Origin of the sequence: Anaerosporomusa subterranea, from assembly GCF_001611555.1 — a bacterium.
GTDB classification, from domain to species: domain Bacteria; phylum Bacillota; class Negativicutes; order Sporomusales; family Acetonemataceae; genus Anaerosporomusa; species Anaerosporomusa subterranea.
The window spans coordinates 545,606-563,697 of record NZ_LSGP01000013.1; the positions used below are offsets into that span (position 1 = coordinate 545,606).

At 48.3% G+C, this 18,092-nt stretch carries 18 protein-coding genes and 1 other annotated feature; of the genes, 3 read left to right on the forward strand and 15 right to left on the reverse strand.

Annotated features, from left to right (window positions below; genetic code table 11):
• Positions 1–107 precede the first annotated feature (107 nt).
• The 4 genes from AXX12_RS06350 to leuS all read right to left on the reverse strand — a co-directional run bounded on the left by AXX12_RS06350 (position 108) and on the right by leuS (position 4,867).
• Positions 108–1,052, reverse strand: a complete 945-nt coding sequence (locus tag AXX12_RS06350) for a slipin family protein (RefSeq protein WP_197470654.1) — start codon at positions 1,050–1,052, stop codon at positions 108–110.
• A complete protein-coding gene (locus AXX12_RS06355; RefSeq protein WP_066239684.1) occupies positions 1,030–1,434 on the reverse strand; it encodes a GntR family transcriptional regulator in 405 nt (134 codons plus the stop codon). The genes AXX12_RS06350 and AXX12_RS06355 overlap by 23 nt, the downstream gene beginning before the upstream one ends.
• Positions 1,435–1,698: 264 nt before the next feature.
• Positions 1,699–2,265: a ComEA family DNA-binding protein gene (locus AXX12_RS06360; RefSeq protein ID WP_066239686.1), complete on the reverse strand. Its 567-nt coding sequence runs from the start codon at positions 2,263–2,265 to the stop codon at positions 1,699–1,701.
• A gap of 124 nt (positions 2,266–2,389) precedes the next feature.
• On the reverse strand, positions 2,390–4,867 hold the full coding sequence (gene leuS / locus AXX12_RS06365) for a leucine--tRNA ligase (protein WP_066239689.1): 2,478 nt from the start codon (positions 4,865–4,867) through the stop codon (positions 2,390–2,392).
• Between the two features lie 63 nt (positions 4,868–4,930).
• Positions 4,931–5,136: a binding site (T-box leader), on the reverse strand.
• 122 nt (positions 5,137–5,258) lie between these two features.
• On the opposite strand from leuS, the gene AXX12_RS06370 reads away from it, so the two are divergent.
• On the forward strand, positions 5,259–5,645 hold the full coding sequence (locus AXX12_RS06370; RefSeq protein WP_066239692.1) for a hypothetical protein: 387 nt from the start codon (positions 5,259–5,261) through the stop codon (positions 5,643–5,645).
• Here AXX12_RS06370 and AXX12_RS06375 read toward each other — a convergent pair.
• The gene (locus AXX12_RS06375; RefSeq protein WP_066240344.1) at positions 5,642–6,076 is read right to left on the reverse strand and encodes an OsmC family protein; all 435 of its coding nucleotides are present in this window, start codon (positions 6,074–6,076) and stop codon (positions 5,642–5,644) included. The two genes, AXX12_RS06370 and AXX12_RS06375, sit on opposite strands and share 4 nt — an antisense overlap.
• A gap of 143 nt (positions 6,077–6,219) precedes the next feature.
• Here AXX12_RS06375 and AXX12_RS06380 point away from each other — a divergent pair, with 143 nt between their 5' ends.
• Together AXX12_RS06380 and AXX12_RS06385 are read left to right on the forward strand one after the other, a co-directional pair.
• A complete protein-coding gene (locus AXX12_RS06380; RefSeq protein WP_066239694.1) occupies positions 6,220–6,948 on the forward strand; it encodes a metallophosphoesterase in 729 nt (242 codons plus the stop codon).
• Positions 6,949–6,988: 40 nt separating this feature from the next.
• Positions 6,989–7,639 (forward strand): zinc ribbon domain-containing protein, encoded by a 651-nt coding sequence (locus AXX12_RS06385; RefSeq protein ID WP_066239697.1) that lies wholly within the window; start codon positions 6,989–6,991, stop codon positions 7,637–7,639.
• Positions 7,640–7,756: 117 nt separating this feature from the next.
• On the opposite strand, the gene AXX12_RS06390 is transcribed toward AXX12_RS06385, so the two are convergent.
• The 10 genes from AXX12_RS06390 to AXX12_RS06435 form a co-directional block, all read right to left on the reverse strand.
• Positions 7,757–8,494, reverse strand: coding sequence for a hypothetical protein (locus AXX12_RS06390; protein ID WP_066239699.1), 738 nt, complete (start codon positions 8,492–8,494; stop codon positions 7,757–7,759).
• A gap of 27 nt (positions 8,495–8,521) precedes the next feature.
• A complete protein-coding gene (fusA, locus tag AXX12_RS06395; RefSeq protein WP_066240347.1) occupies positions 8,522–10,609 on the reverse strand; it encodes an elongation factor G in 2,088 nt (695 codons plus the stop codon).
• 382 nt (positions 10,610–10,991) lie between these two features.
• Positions 10,992–11,498: a cob(I)yrinic acid a,c-diamide adenosyltransferase gene (locus AXX12_RS06400; protein ID WP_066239702.1), complete on the reverse strand. Its 507-nt coding sequence runs from the start codon at positions 11,496–11,498 to the stop codon at positions 10,992–10,994.
• Positions 11,499–11,535: 37 nt separating this feature from the next.
• Positions 11,536–11,952: a nucleoside-diphosphate kinase gene (gene ndk, locus AXX12_RS06405; RefSeq protein ID WP_066239706.1), complete on the reverse strand. Its 417-nt coding sequence runs from the start codon at positions 11,950–11,952 to the stop codon at positions 11,536–11,538.
• 21 nt (positions 11,953–11,973) lie between these two features.
• The gene (locus AXX12_RS06410) at positions 11,974–12,459 is read right to left on the reverse strand and encodes a gamma carbonic anhydrase family protein (RefSeq protein ID WP_231881819.1); all 486 of its coding nucleotides are present in this window, start codon (positions 12,457–12,459) and stop codon (positions 11,974–11,976) included.
• Between the two features lie 42 nt (positions 12,460–12,501).
• The gene (locus AXX12_RS06415; protein WP_066239714.1) at positions 12,502–13,575 is read right to left on the reverse strand and encodes a M42 family metallopeptidase; all 1,074 of its coding nucleotides are present in this window, start codon (positions 13,573–13,575) and stop codon (positions 12,502–12,504) included.
• A 183-nt stretch (positions 13,576–13,758) separates the two neighbouring features.
• The gene (htpX, locus tag AXX12_RS06420; protein ID WP_066240352.1) at positions 13,759–14,613 is read right to left on the reverse strand and encodes a zinc metalloprotease HtpX; all 855 of its coding nucleotides are present in this window, start codon (positions 14,611–14,613) and stop codon (positions 13,759–13,761) included.
• A gap of 153 nt (positions 14,614–14,766) precedes the next feature.
• The gene (locus AXX12_RS06425) at positions 14,767–15,240 is read right to left on the reverse strand and encodes a type II toxin-antitoxin system RatA family toxin (RefSeq protein ID WP_066239718.1); all 474 of its coding nucleotides are present in this window, start codon (positions 15,238–15,240) and stop codon (positions 14,767–14,769) included.
• A 12-nt stretch (positions 15,241–15,252) separates the two neighbouring features.
• Positions 15,253–16,506, reverse strand: coding sequence for an acetylornithine/succinylornithine family transaminase (locus AXX12_RS06430; protein WP_066239720.1), 1,254 nt, complete (start codon positions 16,504–16,506; stop codon positions 15,253–15,255).
• A 170-nt stretch (positions 16,507–16,676) separates the two neighbouring features.
• Positions 16,677–18,092: an NADH-quinone oxidoreductase subunit N gene (locus AXX12_RS06435; protein ID WP_066239722.1), complete on the reverse strand. Its 1,416-nt coding sequence runs from the start codon at positions 18,090–18,092 to the stop codon at positions 16,677–16,679.

Here is an 18,092-nt window from a genome sequence, read left to right on the forward strand (position 1 = left end):
ACATTGGTTAGGAAATTCCTGCTATTTACTAAGCAATGTCAGAAATTTGTTATAAATTTCTCAAGCAAAAACAGCCATCATGTGACGGCTGTTTTAGAACTTGCAAGCTACGCTTTTGCTTGCGAATCATTCGTTGAATTACATTGCACTTTTTCTGAAGCCATTTGCTGCGACAAGGCGAGTGAACCTATATTTAACGAGTCAGCAACGCCGCTAGGAGTTACTATCAGGCCACCACGTTCCTTCAATCCTTCGTATAAGATGTTCATTGCCCGCAATTGCAGCGCAATAGGATTGTTTTCATAGACCTTCGATGCCTCGGCAAATCGCTGAGCAATTTCCGTCTCCGCTGTACCGAGGATGATCCTCGCCCGTCTTTCGCGTTCAGCTTGCGCCTCTCGACTCATTGCATCCTGAAGGTTCGCCGGAATGACTACATCCCGTATCTCAACCGATTGTACGGTAATTCCCCATGGCTCTGTTCTTGTATCAATGACGTCCTGCAGTACCTTATCAAGTTGCTCGCGCCCGGAAAGAATATCGGATAACATCGATCGGCCCACAACATCACGTAAAGCCGTTTGTGCAATCCACGCTACTGCCTCTCGGTAATTTTCCACCTCCAAGGCAGCCTTTTCCGGGTCCCAAACCATCCAGAATAAAATCGCATCAACGTTCACAGGAACCGTGTCTTTTGTTAGCGTCTGCTCAGCCAAAAAGGGAGTGGCGACAATTCGCTGGTCGACCCAATATGCAACACTATCAATGATGGGAATGACCCAGAAATGCCCCGGTCCCTTTAACCCGCGAAATTTACCTAGCCGCAGCACAACTGCCTTTTCCCACTCATTGGCAACTTTTAATGACATGCTAAGTAATAGTCCGATTAGAAGGCCAATATAGGCGACAATCTGATATGGCCATATTTCAAAAATTGTGAAGTTTATCAGTATAAATATAAAAAACAACAAGTAAGGAAGTAAATTGATTCTTCGCGAAGGACGGACAGGTATTTGTGTATCCATTTCACTAAATGCTACTTTTTTCATCATTGCACTCCTTCACATCGCGAGGTACAAGAGAATCAATAATTGCGAAAATGTCGTCGCGGGTAAATCCTAACCTATGGGCTTCCTCAAGTAGTTCTTTCACCCTTTGCTCAAGGGTCTTCAATTTATCGTAATCGATATCCTTTGATAAGGTAACAAATGTACCCTTTCCTTGGTGACGCGAAAGGACTCCTTCGCGTTCAAGCTCCGCGTAGGCTCGGCTAACAGTGTTAGCATTTATTTTTAGCTGTACTGCTAACTGCCGAACGGTCGGCAATTGTGTCCCTTGGGGAAATGCACCGGCTAAGACTGCGTTCCTATACGCTTCTTTTATCTGAACGTAAATGGGAACACCGCTAGTATAGTTGAGAGCAATAGGAACCATGAACTCACCTCAGCTTTTTACGGAAAAATAATGCCCGGAGTCTGTAAAAAATATTCAGACGCCAGACAGCAGAGACTGCGAGGCCGCGGGTGCGCTGAGATCTCGCCAACTTTGATGAAGTGCATATGGGTATTTTTCAACAGACTCTTTAGAGATAAATTACTACTCCTCGCGCCTATAAGCATCCACCGCATGAAGGCTGGTTCCCGCAGCAGTCAGCCTCATTCGTTCGGGAAAATTTCCCATTCAGTCTCTCCCACCATGTTATAATGAGACCTTATCCTTGATCGAATTATATTTTACATCCCCAATGCCTGATACCTTCTTCAACTCGTCAACCGTCTTAAAACCACCCTGCGTAGCGCGGTATTCTAGTATGCGGTCAGCTAGGGCAGGTCCGATTCCTGGAAGCGATTCCATCTGTTTTTTATCAGCGTTGTTAAGATTAACTTTTCCGGTGGTCTGTCCCCCGGAAGTAGTCGGTGACAGATTACCTGGGACATGGACTTGCATACCATCGGTCAGTTTTTGAGCTAGGTTAACAGCTGAGGCGTTAGCGCCAGCAGCAAAACCGCCGGCTGCGTTTATAAAATCGACCACCCGAAGCTCACCAGACAGTTTATATACACCAGGCCGGACCACGAAGCCGCTCACATAAACCACAATGTCCGCCCCTGCTGTTGCCGAGCCGGTTGTAACTGTTGGTGCAGATGGGGCGACGGCTACAGCCGCGGATTGGCTTTGTTGCTGCCAAATGTAAAAACCGCCGGCTAAGACTGCAGCCATAATTATGACCAAAAGAAGGTATTGTCGCTTTTGCGGTTGCTCCATAGTCTGCCTCCCAGGTTATAGTGGTGTTAGTATTCGCCACCGATCAGCATTTTCCTGTAAAAAAAAATAGGAGTTTTGCGAAAAAAGGCGTCTGGCTTTTCACCAGACGCCTAATAAATCTTATCTATTTGACTACAATGTTGACCAGACGTTGCGGAACGCAAATCACTTTAACCACTTGTTTGCCAGCAATGAGGGATTGTACTTTTTCCTGACTAAGAGCGAGTTTTTCCAGTTCCTGAGCACCAATACCGAAAGGCGCCAAGATCTTATCTCTGACTTTGCCATTGATTTGCAGTACAACCTCGACTTCATCCACCTTCACAGCTTCAGGGTCGAAGTTTGGCCAGGCTTGATTATGGACGCTGCCAGCAAAGCCTGCCTCATGCCACAGTTCTTCGGTTATATGGGGAGCAAACGCCGCCATCATCCGAAGTAATGCCGAAACGGTTTCCCGCATCATGGCGGAATCTGCATTGGCAGTTTGATCCTTTAGATGGTACATGGCGTTGACCAGTTCCATGATCGCGCTGATGGCGGTGTTGAAATTGAATCGCCCTTCAATATCTTCAGCCACTCTCTTAATCGTGACATGCAGAATACGGCGCAATTCTTTTTCGTCTTTAGTCAATTGAGCAGGATCAAGGTTTTTCGTTGTCCCCATCTGTGGAGCGTAATGGGCTACGATGCGCCACAAGCGATTTAGAAAACGATAAGAGCCTTCAACGCCTTGGTCGCTCCATTCCAGGTCGCGCTCAGGCGGCGCTGCGAATAAGATAAACAGACGGGCAGTGTCAGCACCATACTTCTGGACGATCTCCTCCGGCGAGACCACATTGCCTTTGGACTTCGACATCTTGGCGCCATCTTTGATGACCATGCCTTGAGTTAAGAGATTCTTAAACGGTTCGTTCACATTGATTAAACCAGCATCTTTCAGCACCTTCGTAAAGAAGCGGGAATACAAAAGGTGTAAAATTGCATGTTCAATTCCGCCAATATATTGATCCACAGGCATCCAATAATTTGCCTTCTGCGTGTCGAACGGCCCAGTCACGCAATCCGGACTGGTATAGCGGATAAAATACCAGGATGAACAAATGAAGGTATCCATCGTATCCGTTTCACGTCTAGCGTCTTTGCCGCAAACCGGGCATTGGCACTTCACAAAGCTTTCAGTCTTAGCCAGCGGTGATACCGAGCCTGTGTCAAACGACACATCTTCGGGCAGCATGACAGGCAAGTCTTTTTCCGGAACTGGTACAGCACCGCAGTCGGGACAATAGATGATAGGAATCGGCGCACCCCAGTAGCGCTGACGAGAGATTAGCCAGTCGCGCAACCGGTAGTTAACACGCCGCTTGCCAATACCTTTCTTTTCAAACGAGTCAGCAATCGCTTCTTTGCCGACTTCATTATCTTTACCGGTAAATTCACCTGAATCTACCATGACGCCGGCGCCATCATACGCGCCATCCATAGTTTCAATGCTCAGTGATTGGCCTTCCGGTTGGATAACTAGTTTTTTCTCTAGGCCATACTTAGTCGCGAACTGCCAGTCACGCTCATCATGAGCAGGCACGCCCATGACCGCGCCGGTACCGTATTCAAATAATACATAGTTGGCAACCCAGATGGGCACCTTTTCGTCGGTAAACGGATGTAAAGCGTAGGCACCAGTGAACATGCCTTCTTTTTCAGTATCGGTTGATGTACGATTAATTTCACTAAGGTTTCTAACCCGCTCGACAAAACTGCGAACCGGGGCCTCTGTCTCTTTGCCGGCAATTAACGTTTCTACCAGTGGATGCTCTGGCGCAAGCACGATATATGTGACACCAAATACCGTGTCTTGACGGGTGGTATACACCGGTATTTCGCCTTCTCCTTCCGCCAGCCTGAAGGAAAACTCGGCGCCAACGCTACGGCCAATCCAATTTTCCTGCATTGTCTTTACGCGCTCGGGCCAGCCGCTAAGCTCACTCAGGTCGGCCAAGAGCCTGTCCGCATAATCAGTTATCCGCAGGAACCATTGTTCCAATTCTTTTTTTACGACAACCGAATCGCAGCGCCAGCACTGTCCATCAATGACTTGTTCATTGGCAAGCACGGTGTTGCACTCATTGCACCAGTTAACAGCAGCTTTTTTCTTATACGCTAAGCCGCGATTGTACATTAATAGGAAAAGCCACTGCGTCCAACGGTAATAATCAGGGTGGCAAGTTGCCACTTCACGATCCCAGTCATAGGAAAGCCCTAATTCTTGCTGTTGGCGGCGCATGTTAGTGATATTTTCCCAGGTCCATTTCGAGGGATGAATTCCATGCTTAATTGCGGCATTTTCCGCAGGCATGCCAAAGGAATCCCACCCCATCGGATGCAGCACATTGTAGCCCTTCATTCGCTTGAAGCGAGCGATGACGTCACCAATTGAGTAGTTGCGGACATGGCCCATATGCAGATTGCCGGATGGATATGGGAACATTTCAAGTACGTAGTATTCTGGCTTCTGACGGTTCATCTCACAGGAAAATGCCTTTTCCTGGGACCAAACTGTCTGCCATTTGGTTTCAATGTCTTTCGGCATGTACTTTTCGTTCATGATTATCCCCCTATGTACGTTCAATATAAAGCTAAATGTGTAAAAAAACGCCCCCGGCAATCTGCCAGGGACGAGATTTCCTTCTCGCGGTACCACCCTGTTTGGCGGCTGAGCCGCCCGCTTGAAACCGGTAACGACGGCCAGACGACGTCTGTATCACAGACGCTCCTCAGCAGCGAGTTGGGCGTCTGGGCGCATTGGCTCGCATCGAACCGCCAATTTTCTGTGCCGCCATCGAACCGCTTACTACTCTGCATCGTAGGATTTTCGCTACTAGTATAAACCCGGAAGCGGAAAAAGTCAATCTATAGCAGAAGAGAGAACATCAGCACCATGGAGTTCTAGCATACAGGAAAACAAGCATAAACTGTACCATCTGAGGAGGTGTATCATGTACAAATTGATTATCGGCAATGTTCGAATAGCTATCCACGACGACGCTATACCGCGCGAAAAAGCAATCGCTGCGGCGCAAGAAGCGGTACAGAAAGCGGGGCGGGCCGGCAAGCATTTAAGCCAAATAGATATTTTCCAATCCGACGAAGGGATCAGTGTCAAGACAATTGAGAAAGCAGGTGCTCGCGCTAGTCGCAAGACACTGAAACAAAGCATGTATGACAGTATCTTGGCTGCAGCTAAGGAAAATCTCGCCTCAAGCGCGGCCGGTCCAGACAGTTGGACAGATGACGACAGTGGCCAGCAATGGCACGGCTCAGAAGTAGAAGCCGCCCGCAGCCAAATACTCACTGAGCTTTCCGCCTGGCTCAAGCAGAGCTAGCTCATGTAGCCGGTTTTCGGATAGCGGACTCCATTTAACTCATAGGCAAAGGGTATAGTCGCTTTAAGTCCATCAGATACTGAGCAGTACTTTTCTTTACTCAACCGTATGGCTCGCTCCACGTTAGCTGGTCGGAGTTCACCCCGCAGACGGTACAAAATGCGAATCTCGGTAAAGCTTTTCGGTTCTGTTTCGCGTCGATCACCTTCCACCTCCATGCTGAAGGATTCAAGTGGTTCACGCATCTTGCCTAGAATCATGGCAATATCAATACCGGTACAGCCAGCCAACCCTAGTAAGATCATCTCCATTGGCCGAATGCCTTCCCCTTCCCCGCCAGCGTCTCGGCCGGCGTCCATCAGGACGGTTTGACCGTTCTGTCCGACGCCGGTAAATTTCATTTTTCCGTTCCATTCTGCTTGAATCCGCATATTGATCCGTCCTTTCCCCCACTCTAATACTTTTCCTATTCGCCATGTTTCAAGATTATCCTGTGTAATTCCGTTGGACTTGCAGTAGATGGAAAAATTCTGTAGTATAGAAGCAGAAGATTTGGCGAGAGGAATTTTTTCCAATGAATATATATGCTATTGCTGACCTCCATCTTTCAGGCACTCCACCGACTAAGCCCATGAATATTTTCGGAAATCATTGGCAAAATCACTGGGAAAAAATCAAAACAGACTGGCTGATAAAAGTTTCTGAAGATGATGTAGTCTTGTTGGCAGGCGACATTTCATGGGGCATGCGCTGGGAAGAGGCCTTTGTTGATTTGTCCGAAATCATGGCAATGCCCGGACGCAAAATACTAGTTCGAGGTAATCATGATTATTGGTGGCAAACGGTTAGTAAAATGTCTAAGGCAGTGGACGGCAAGCTAACCTTTTTGCAAAACAGCTTCGTTTCAGCCGGCGATTGGGCTATCTGTGGTTCGCGCGGTTGGTCATGTCCGGGAGATAAGGATTTTAGCGAAGAGGATCAACCCATTTATCAACGCGAGTTAAGTAGATTACGTCTATCGTTAGAGGCGGCGCGTCTGGCTGGTTTTTCAAAAATTATTGTCATGCTGCATTATCCTCCAACTGATGCAAAGCTCAGGCAAACTGGTTTTACCGAACTGCTTGATGAATTTTGCGTCCAGGTCTGTGTGTATGGACACTTGCATGGCGAAGCGGCAAAGTCCGGCCCTGCGGGCATGCGCAACAGTGCAGCCTTTCTATTAGTTGCCTGTGATGCAAGTAACTTTACTCTGCGACGAATCCTAACAGATACCGGCAGGATTTCTGCCCTGGACGGCGAATAGTCTGTGAAAAAGAATGGCAATCTTTAGGGGGGCTAGTCATATGGTTGAAAAACTTGAATTTGTTCGCAACTATGATGACCTCAGCACTGAGCGCGGTTTTCAATTCGAATTCTATTGTGATCGCTGCGGTACAACCTTCCGCACAGAATTCCAGGCTTCGATGACAGGTACAGTTTCTGATCTATTGGGCACGGCTAGCACGATCTTTGGTGGTATTTTTGGCACTGCGCGCGATGTGTCAGAACGAGTCCGCTCATCTTCTTGGCAGCAATCGCGTGATCAAGCCTTTCGCGCTGCTGTTACGGAAGTTAAACCTGAATTTATCCAATGCCCGCATTGTATCAGATGGGTTTGCCGCAAAAATTGCTGGAACATGAAAAAGGGACTCTGTAAAGAATGTGCGCCTGATCTCGGTGTAGAGATGGCCGCAGCCCAAGCTAATCGTTCTGTTGAAGAAGTATGGGCTCACGCCGCGATGGCGGAGGAAGATAAAAAGCTCGATGTAAAAGAATGGCGCACGCCCATTCGCGCCACTTGCCCAAACTGTGAAGCCGCCCTGCCAGCCAACGTTAAATTCTGTCCAGAGTGTGGAACAAAAATTCAAACCGTTTTACATTGCTCTGAGTGTGGCACGAAAATGAACCCAGACGCTAAATTCTGCCCGGATTGCGGGCACAAGGTTGCGAAATAACTTAAAACCCAACCTCTGTTTCCTCTGTGAAGACGTAACCTCGTCTGCTTCACGAACTTATATATTCTCTACTATTGCGAAAAAGGACTCCCACTTACATGGAAGTCCTTTTTGTGTTTACTTGCTGCTTATGACTGGCGGCAGCGGTCGTAAAGTCGACATCATAGAATTCAATACCGGCGTCCAAAAAGCCCGTTCACTGTCGGTTGTCACTAACAGGACTGCCGTCCCATAGCCGCCGGCATTAAATATCCAACACCGCGCGTAAAGGGGAAACAAGAAGTCCTGATAGTTGATTAGGAAGCGGACCCCACCTGCATAGGCTTGTTTGCCGCTGATGTTACCTAAGTCAAACTGATCAAAATCCAGCACCTTCAATCCCATGCCTGTCGTAGGGTCTGTGTATTGCATGGTATCTAGATTCTGGTGTAGTTTGTCTTGCATCATCACTGCCGCAACTCGTTGTTCAATATTCAGTGGGTTGTCAAAATAGGCCAACGTTTGCGGGTCTAAGGCCACTCGATCACGAACAGCAACAAGCCAAGCCAAATGATACGCCTGACCGTCATTCATGGTCAACTGGTAGGCGGCAAAATCCACCCGATCAGGTTTTAATTTATCTTCCGCATTAGCCATTGGCAGTTCTAATTTTGAATCCAATTTGACTTTTTGCGAATCGATGATTTTTTTTACATCAGGGAATTCGGCTGCCATAAATTCTTGTGGCGCACGAAATATACCCAGTATAGGGACCTGCCAGTTTTTTTCACCGCTGAGACTGGCTGCAAAGCAGATATTCGTCAGCAGAGAAAGCACTACGGTGAGCAGAATCAACTTAGCCCATATACGGGTCATCACCCAACCTCCAATTCGAAGTCTTCTCTATTCCTCGTCTTCTTTCTCTTTCTTATGAGCTGCAATGATCGTATCAGCGATGCGTTGCGGCACATCTTCATAATGATCAAAGCCCATATCAAAACTGCCTCTCCCCTGGGTTAGCGAGCGCAGGTCGATCGAATACCGGAAGACTTCCGCCAACGGAGCATGTGCCCGAACTACACCAAGACCATTACCAATGGGTTCCATGCCGAGAATGCGGCCACGACGACTGTTGAAGTCACCGATAATATCACCCATACTGCCTTCAGGCACAGTCACTTCCAAGCTATAAATCGGCTCCAGGAGAACCGGCTTTGCTTGAAGAACACCTTTCTTCAGCGCGCTAGAAGCGGCAATTTTGAATGCCATTTCGGATGAATCGACATCATGATAGGAACCGTCAACTAGTGTAACTTTGAAGTCAGTCAGCGGGTACCCGGCTAATACACCGTTAACCATGGCGTCACGAACGCCTTTTTCGACAGCTGGGAAGTATTGCCGTGGAACAGCGCCGCCGAAGATATTTTCGGTAAATTCAAAACCACTACCTGCCGGAAGCGGGTCAATTTGCAGCCAAACATGGCCGTATTGACCGTGACCGCCGCTTTGCTTTTTATGTTTGTATTCAACTTTTACACTAGTGCGAGCAGTCTCGCGGAAAGGAATCTTCGGATCGCTCAGTTTAACGTCAACGCCGAATTTCCGCTTCATCCGTTCGGTAATAACATCAAGATGCATATCGCTAAGACCACTCACCAGTAGTTGAAAGGTCTCAGTATTCTTTTCTACTCGGAAGGTAGCGTCTTCATCTTGCATCCGGAACAGTGCATTACCCAGTTTATCCTCGTCACCTTTATTTTTAGCTTCGATACTCATTGTAAACATGGGCTTAGGATAGGCAATGGGATCGAACAAAATCGGCTTATCTTTGTCACAGAGGGTATCACCGGTCACTGTGTCCTGCAGTTTAGCTACTACAACGATATCACCTGCATTGGCAACTGTTAGCGAGTCTTGGGTTTTGCCTCTGAGTGTAAAGATGCTGCCAATCCGTTCCGATTTATCGCGTGAGGCATTATACAAGCTTCCATCCGGCTTGAGTGATCCTGAGAATACACGGATAAAGCTTAATCGACCAACAAATGGGTCGGCATTAGTCTTAAAGACCAATGCTGAGAAAGGATCCGTATTTCCCCGTTCCAACACCGCTTTGGTACTGGGATGCACACCCGCTACACTCCTGCTTTCCGGTGAAGGAATGTATTTGACAACCGCATCCAAAAGCAGACTGACACCAATATTTTTTATCGCTGAGCCACAAAGAACTGGACAAACTTTGCCTTGGGAGATGCCCTGAATCAGTCCGTTTCTAATTTCTTCGTCAGACAGTTCTTCACCCTCAAGATATTTGGTTAGCAGATCGTCATCCGTTTCGGCAGCCGCTTCAATGAGCGCCTGGCGGGCTTCTTGGGCCTTATCTTCCAAATCAGCTGGGATATCGCTTTCTTTGTATTGTGTGCCTTGTGGATTGGCTGGAGTATACGCTTTCATTGTCACCAAATCAACAATGCCTTTAAACGTATCGACTGCGCCGATCGGCAGCGTCAGCGGTACAATATTGGCGCCGCTTAGGTTTTGCTTCATCTCGCTGATGACGGTATCAAAATCTGCATTTTCCCGATCCATTTTATTAACAAAGGCAATACGCGGCAGAGCAGATTCATTTGCGTAACGCCATACTTTCTCAGTTTCCACTTCCACGCCGGAAGCGGCGCACAAAACAACAACAAGTCCGTCAACTGCCCGGAGGACTCCCTTTACTTCGGCGACAAAGTCGGCATAGCCCGGAGTATCGAGACAGTTGATTTTATGGTCGCGCCACTCACAAGGCGCTAAAGCTGCGCTAATGGTTACCTTGCGTTTAATTTCTTCCGGCTCAAAGTCGGTCGTGGCTGTGCCGTCATCAACACGTCCCAATCGGTTAACTGCGCCCGCATTGTACAGGAATGCTTCTGCCAAAGAGGATTTTCCAGCTCCACCGTGTGAAACAATACCAATGTTTCGGATGCTGCAACTTTTGTACTCCTTCAAGGTCATATCCCTCCTACATAGTATTGGGCTAGTGTAACAGAACACTGCTGTATGTATTGCATTTTTTTAATTCTCTGTCAACTTCAAATATTCCTGCTTCTTTCTTGAGAGCTTTTCCTGGAAACTGTATAGTTTTGGCAAAAATAATGACCGCCAATTTTGGCGGTCATTATCGGCCTATTGAGTTGCCTATTGCTTGTGAAAAAACCGAAGCAACTTGCGCAACGGCAGTGGCAACGACATGACAAACACCTTCAGACTCATCGTATCCGCCCCCCTTGCAGCTCACATATGTATAGTTCAGTATATGTACATCAGCAGGCGGCGTGACAAATCTTCTACAATATTTTATTGTCAAATTCCTTCAGGCCATGCGTCGGGATTACTTAGTCCGTTCGCTTTCTGCCCGCGCCAGAATAAAACAGAGGTCAGACAGACGGTTTAATGTAACAAGTACCATTTCAGCAACTGATTCCTGACGTGAAAGCGCAATGGTCAGGCGTTCGGCCCTCCGGACGACCGCCCTCGCCAAATTCAGTGCAGCAGAGCCGCGGTTGTCGCCAGAGACAATGAAACGGTCAAGCGGTTTCAGTTGAGCATCATAGTGGTCAATCATATGTTCTAGGAATGTGACCTGTTCTTGAGTAATTCGCCCAGCCTTTTCGGGTGAGCTTGCCAAATCTGCCATCAGTAACCATAATAGCTTTTGCACATCATAAATACTTTTCTTCACATCTTCCCATTCACAGAGAGAGCGCGCCAAGCCCAAAGCTGAATCGGTTTCGTCAACCGTACCATACGCTTCAACACGCAAACTGTCTTTTGGCACTCGTTCCCCGGTAAATAATCCGGTCACACCTTTGTCGCCGGCCTTTGTATAGATTTTCATGTAATCCTCCTCGCTTGATGCCTTACACCCTCAAACGCTATCCCTGGATTTCATCGTCTTGAAAGTATATTTTGGTTTCTCGAATGGCGCTCAACTCACTATCTGATCCATGAATAATATTCTGGGCCATGGATAAGGCGAAGTCGCCGCGAATTGTGCCTGGCGCAGCCTCAACCGGATTGGTAGTCCCCATCATTGTGCGAACAACTTTGATTGCTTTTTCGCCTCGCACAACCATCGCGACGATAGGGCCGGAAGTAATAAAGTCTACTAGCTCGCCAAAGAACGGTTTTTCTTTGTGCTCTTCATAATGAATCTTTGCCTTCTCTTCGGAAAGCCGCAGCATTTTCAAGGCAACAATCTGCAGACCGCGTTGTTCGAAACGGCGTATAATCTCACCGGTTAGACCTTTTTTGACTCCGTCAGGTTTTACCAATACTAGTGTGTTTTCCATAATGCCACTCCTCATCGTGCTTCAAACGTTTTTTCGATAATTGATGTATTCAATTGCAAGTTTGTTATAGTGTAGCGCGGACTCACGGATTTCTTCAATCTGTTCAGGTTCGAGCTTGCGGATGACACGAGCTGGCGAACCAACAACAAGCGAATTTGGTGGAATTACCTTATTCTCAGTGATTAGCGATCTGGCGCCAACAATACAGTTTTCACCAATTTCCACGCCGTTCATGATCACAGAACCCATGCCGATGATACAGTTGTTGGCGATGCGGCAGCCATGCAGTAAAGCATTGTGGCCAACTGTTACATAGTCACCGACTGTGCAACTGTGCGTGTCCTGAACATGGATTGTCGTATTGTCCTGAATGTTGGTGAATCGCCCGATCCGAATCGCGTTTTCGTCACCGCGCACCACTGAGTTAAACCAGATGTTGGCAGATTGGGCGATAATTACGTCTCCCAAAATTCTGACCCCGTCAGCCAGAAAAACACTCTCCTCCACCTGGGGCCAGACTCCTTTAAACGGGGCAACGCTATACTGCATCTATTCAATCAACTCCCTGTATCTTGCATAATCTAAGGTCTCCGCAACGCCAACCAAAAGATCAGCCGCCGCCTGGCAATCATCCCAATGAATGATGCTGTTGTGGCTGTGAATATAGCGAGTAGGAATGCTCAGCACTAAGCTTGGTACGCCGGCATCGTGCAGGTGAATTTTACCAGCGTCCGTGCCACCGCCTTCTGTAAACTCCAATTGATACGGGATTTTGCGTTCTTCGGCTATTGCGGTTACAAACCGACGCAACTTGGCGTGAGGGATCAGGCTGGAGTCAAAGATAGAGATCGCGACTCCTTTGCCTAGTTTGCTTGATGCCTGGTCACTGGTGACGCCCGGCGTATCACCTGCCACACAGGTGTCAATAGCAAAGCCGATATCCGGCTTAATGGCATTCGAACTGGTAGTTGCGCCCCGCAGACCGACTTCTTCCTGCACTGTACCCACACCGAAAAAAGTGTTAGGATGATTAATCTGATTAAGTTTTTCCATCACTTCAACCATGATTGCACAGCCGACTCGGTTATCCCAGGCCTTAGCCATCAACAGTTTTTCATTGCCAAGGATAGTGAACTCGCTAAAGGGTACGACCGGATCACCTGGGCGAACACCAAACAATTCTTTGGCTTCCTGTTCGTCCTGGGCACCAATATCGATGTACATATCCTTCTTTTCAACCATCTTTTTGCGTTCTTCAGCGCTGAGAATATGCGGTGGTTTGCTGCCAATCACGCCGGGAAACTCACCTTTGCTGGTGAAGATGGTTACTCGCTGTCCTAACATAACCTGTTCCCACCAGCCACCAAGAGTCGCGAATTTTAAAAAGCCTTCTTTAGTTATGTACTTAACCATAAAACCGATCTCATCCATATGACTAGCCAGCATGATTTTAGGTTCACTGCCTGATCCGGTTTTCTTGAAGATAATGCTACCAATTTTATCATACGATACCTCAGCTTTATCAGAAAGACGGATTTTTAGCAAATCTTTAACCTTTTGCTCATAGCCAGATACTCCAGGAGCCTCTGTCAGTTGCTTCAGCCACGCGTTCATTCTTCTCATACCAAACCCTCCCAATTACTCTAATCCTATATAGTATGAATCAAAATGGGGTTTATTAGCCGCATTGGCGAAAAAAACCAACCGTCCGCTATAGATAAATATTCCATAACAGGCCGTGGTTTCCTGCTTGGCATGGCGAAAAAAGGGCCTCCTAAATTTTTAGGAGGTCCTTGCACCGGCAAATTAACGAACCTTATTGGCCAGTTCTTGCAGCTTAGCGACCCGCATCTGGGTTGTGGGGTGGGTGCTAAACAGACTAGTCATCCAGCCACCCATTCCGCTGAACGGGTTGATGATAAACATGTGGGATGTGGACTGAGTCGCCTGCGGCATGACCTGATGTTTAGCATAGTATTCGATCTTTTGCAATGCGCTGGCCAGAGCCATTGGTTTGCCGGACAGCTTTGCGCCGGTTTCATCGGCTTCATACTCGCGGGAACGGGAAATACCAAGTTGAATTAGAGTAGCAGCCAGAGGCGCGAGAACGACCAAGAAAACGAACTCCAGGATGCCACCGTTATCGTCGTCGTTGCTGCGGCCGAAGATGGCAGCCCATTGCGCCATGTGAGCAATAGAGGTAATCACGCCGGCAATCGAGGCGACAACTGTGCTGATCAGGGTATCACGGTTTTTGATGTGCGACAGCTCGTGGGCGATAACGCCCTCGAGTTCTTCATAGTTCAATGCTCGCATAATCGCGGTCGTCACGGCAACTGCGCCATGCTCTGGATCGCGACCGGTGGCAAAGGCGTTAGGAGTATCAGTATCGACAATGTAAACTTTGGGCATCGGCATGTTGCCCTTCTGCGCCAGTTTGGCAACCATCCGTACCAAGTCAGGGGCTGACGAGGCATCTACCTCACGCGCATTATACATTTTGAGAACAATCTTATCACTGTACCAGTAGCTGAAAAAATTCATGCCGATAGAGAATACCAGCATAATCATCATGCCGCCGCGACCGCCGAACATATTACCAATAGCCAGTAACAAGCCGGTCATCAGGGCGAGCAAAAAAGTCGTTTTTAACGAATTCAGAGCGAACACCTCCATATTTGCTATGTTGTTATAATATCTTTACGGAGTAGTCTAATCAGTTATGTCGGTTTCGCGGCAAATCCCCTCCTTTATTTATCATGTTTTAATTATAAGCAATTTACTGAGAATTAACAACAGCCGATTCAGGCAGTTTTAGGCCAAATTCGGCGTTAGCGATTGATTTGTCTGTCCCTGTTCCAACCGATCTTTGATAGCCTTCAGCATGTTCATGCTATTATCGCGTACCTTTTTCTTGAGCAGAGGATTTAACAGACCGGCAATCATCGGGATGCCAAATTCAAAGTCCACTGTCAGCATGATCTCCGTGTTGCCATCCTCGAGCTCGGTCAGCACCCATTCGCCTTCAAACTTTTTCAGATCGCCCTCAGTCTGTTTATAGCTGATGTGTTTTTTCTCGTCGTCAAACACATCTACTTCTGTCCAGCGGATAATCCGTCCGTCGACATTCGAGACCCAGCGAGTCGTTGTGGTACCCGGTGTACGTTCAAGCACCTCAACGCTGACCAAATCAGCCATGAATTGCGGATATTTTTCCATGTCTTTGATAATCGGATAGATCGAGGCCGCGCTGCTGGCAACCGGCAGTTTTACTTCTACGTATGGCATGGTTTTCACTCCTTATAAATCTTCGATCACTTCTTGGGCCGCTGCCACCGCTTTGGTCAGCACGCCCAGAACCCGTTCAACCTGGTCTGCTGCGATGGTCAGTGGCGGCTCCATGCGTATGACTTTGGGGTTGTTTAGCGTATAGGCAACAAGCACGCCGTTTGAAATCAACTCATTCATCAGCATACCACCGACGCCCTCTTTAGTTAAATCAAGACCAATCATCAGCCCTTTGCCTCTCACTTCCTTAATCACCTCAGGATACTTCTGCGCCAGCTCGCGCAGTTTGGCCAGTAATGATTCACCGACGGCAGCCGCACGTTCGGCCAACTTATCACGTTGCATTACGTTAATAGCCGCTATAGCGGCAGCGCAGGCCAGCGGGTTGCCACCAAAAGTAGAGGTGTGCAGAAATGGGCTGTTGATTAACTTATCCCAAACAAACGGACGAGCGGTAAAAGCGCCAATGGGCATGACGCCGCCGCCTAATGCTTTGGCGGTGGCAAGAATATCAGGCACAACGCCATAGTGTTCACAAGCAAATAGCTTGCCGGTACGGCCCAGACCTGTCTGAACTTCATCGCAAATTAAAAGCGCACCATGCTGGTCGCAAATGGCCCGCGCGGCAGGCAGATAGTCGTCATGGGGAACGATAATGCCGCCTTCGCCTTGGATAGGCTCGATAATAACGGCTGCAGTCTGGTCGTCAACCGCGTTTTTTAATGCCTCAATGTCATCGAATGGGACGTGAGTGAATCCATCAATTAGAGGCAAAAACGGCTCGCGGAACAAATCGCGTCCAGTTGCGCTCAGCGCCCCCATCGTCTTGCCATGAAAAGAATTGACTGTGGCGACTATCTTCTTGCGGCCTGTGTGTAGCCGGGCCAGTTTGAGAGCCCCCTCCACCGCCTCTGTGCCGCTGTTGCCGAAAAAGCTATACTGCAAGTCGCCAGGGGTGATCTGAGCCATAAGTTCGGCCAGATCTGCCATCGGCTTATCGAGAAGAATCTTGCTTGAAAGGGGCATCATATCGAGTTGCTGTTTGACGGCTGCGACCACCTCAGGATGGCGGTGTCCCAAACTAAATACCCCATAGCCACCTAGGCAATCAATATATTCCTTACCATTAATGTCAGTAATGACCGAACCTTCGGCTTGCCATTCAATTGTAGATAGACCCATGAACCGGAACAGCCGGGCCATGGACGGATTGATATACTGTTCATACTTTGCCAGCGTTTCGGCAGTCATCGTTTCGTGTTCCATCTCGTTACCTCCAGCCTCACTTTACTCTTGTTAATTTTTTCTGGATTCGCACCTGAAAATCCTTTGTTTTTTTTGATTTATCTAGAGTATTGCCGTGAAATGACAAAAGTAAAAGCGCCGTGCATAATCCGGCGCTTTTACTTTCTCCAAAAAACTTCTAACCTTCAACCCTAGAATAGCGATTTAGCTGCTATCCCCGCCAGTCTTGCCAGCGGTTCGGGATAGATACCAAACAACACCGTCAGGGCCATGCTCAAAAATGCGGCCCAGCCGAGTGGGCTGCTGTATTCAAGCTGACCGGGATTGGCTGGTTGGTAAAGATACATGGCCTTAACCACCATGAGGTAGTAATAGACCGAGATCATTGACATCACAAAGCCCAAAAATGCCAGCCAGAGCAAACCACTCTCGACTGCCGCGCTGAACAGATAAAACTTGCCGACAAAGCCAGCGAGAGTCGGAATACCGCCCATGGACAAGAGCGATATCGTCATCACTGCTGCCAGCATCGGAGAGCGCCGTGACAGTCCGCCAAAGGCGGTAATATCATCAGATCCCTCGTTCAGCCTGACGGCAGTCACTACGGCGAATGCGCCGACGTTGGCGAACACATACAACATGGCATAAAACAGCAGCCCCTTGATTCCCGCCTGACTGCCTGCCGCCAATCCGGCCAGTATATAGCCTGCCTGAGCGATCGAGGAATAGGCCAGCATGCGTTTAATATTGGTCTGCGAAATCGCAACCAGGTTTCCGACTAGTATGCTTAAAGCGGATAAACAAGCTGCGACCAGGATCCAATTGAATACCTGACCGTTAAGGCCTTGCACCGAAACCCTCGCCAGAACGGCGAATCCGGCCGCCTTCGAGGCCATGGCCAGCAACGCGGTGACTGGCACAGGCGCTCCTTCGTAAACATCCGGCGCCCACATATGAAACGGTACAGCCGACACTTTAAAGGCAAAGCCAACAAATACGAACGCCATGCCGACCAGCGTCGCCGGCGAATAGGCCGCTTTAGTCAGAATTTCTGACAATGCCAGTGAGCCGGTTGAACCAAAAACCAAACTAACGCCATACAGGAATACCGCTGACGAAGCCGCGCCGATGATCAGATACTTTAGGCTGGCCTCACTCGAGCGACCGTCGCCGATCACATAGCCGACCAGGATGAAGAAGGTCACTGTCATCAGTTCCATGCCCACATATAGAGTAATGAAGTCATTTGCTGAGGCCATCAGCATCATGCCAACCGTGGTAGTAACCAGCAGTACATAAAACTCACCCTGCCAACGCCGCAGCCGTTCCACATAGTCAAACGAGAATAGGATGGTCAGCAATGCCGCGATCAAAAACAGTTGTTTGAAAAACACGGCATAATTATCGAGAACAAACAACCCCTGATAAAAGGATTCGCGGCCGCCATACAGGGTAAATGTATAGCCGATTATCCCAGCCAAGCCGATGATCGCCAGATAACCCACTCCCCGCCGTGATTCCTTAGCCGGAATCAGCAGATCGAGAACCAGCAATAGCAAGGCCAGTCCGATGGTAAGCAATTCAGTTGTTAGTAGCGAAAAGTTCAC

Coding starts and splice junctions, on each gene's coding strand:
- AXX12_RS06355 (WP_066239684.1), bottom strand. CDS start 1,434: ATGGTTCCTATTGCTCTCAACTATACTAGCGGTGTTCCCATTTACGTT.
- AXX12_RS06425 (WP_066239718.1), bottom strand. CDS start 15,240: ATGCCATACGTAGAAGTAAAACTGCCGGTTGCCAGCAGCGCGGCCTCG.
- AXX12_RS06415 (WP_066239714.1), bottom strand. CDS start 13,575: ATGAGAAGAATGAACGCGTGGCTGAAGCAACTGACAGAGGCTCCTGGA.
- AXX12_RS06390 (WP_066239699.1), bottom strand. CDS start 8,494: ATGACCCGTATATGGGCTAAGTTGATTCTGCTCACCGTAGTGCTTTCT.
- AXX12_RS06360 (WP_066239686.1), bottom strand. CDS start 2,265: ATGGAGCAACCGCAAAAGCGACAATACCTTCTTTTGGTCATAATTATG.
- AXX12_RS06430 (WP_066239720.1), bottom strand. CDS start 16,506: ATGGAACACGAAACGATGACTGCCGAAACGCTGGCAAAGTATGAACAG.
- AXX12_RS06400 (WP_066239702.1), bottom strand. CDS start 11,498: ATGAAAATCTATACAAAGGCCGGCGACAAAGGTGTGACCGGATTATTT.
- AXX12_RS06375 (WP_066240344.1), bottom strand. CDS start 6,076: ATGCGGATTCAAGCAGAATGGAACGGAAAAATGAAATTTACCGGCGTC.
- AXX12_RS06380 (WP_066239694.1), top strand. CDS start 6,220: ATGAATATATATGCTATTGCTGACCTCCATCTTTCAGGCACTCCACCG.
- AXX12_RS06385 (WP_066239697.1), top strand. CDS start 6,989: ATGGTTGAAAAACTTGAATTTGTTCGCAACTATGATGACCTCAGCACT.
- ndk (WP_066239706.1), bottom strand. CDS start 11,952: ATGGAAAACACACTAGTATTGGTAAAACCTGACGGAGTCAAAAAAGGT.
- AXX12_RS06370 (WP_066239692.1), top strand. CDS start 5,259: ATGTACAAATTGATTATCGGCAATGTTCGAATAGCTATCCACGACGAC.
- leuS (WP_066239689.1), bottom strand. CDS start 4,867: ATGAACGAAAAGTACATGCCGAAAGACATTGAAACCAAATGGCAGACA.
- AXX12_RS06350 (WP_197470654.1), bottom strand. CDS start 1,052: ATGATGAAAAAAGTAGCATTTAGTGAAATGGATACACAAATACCTGTC.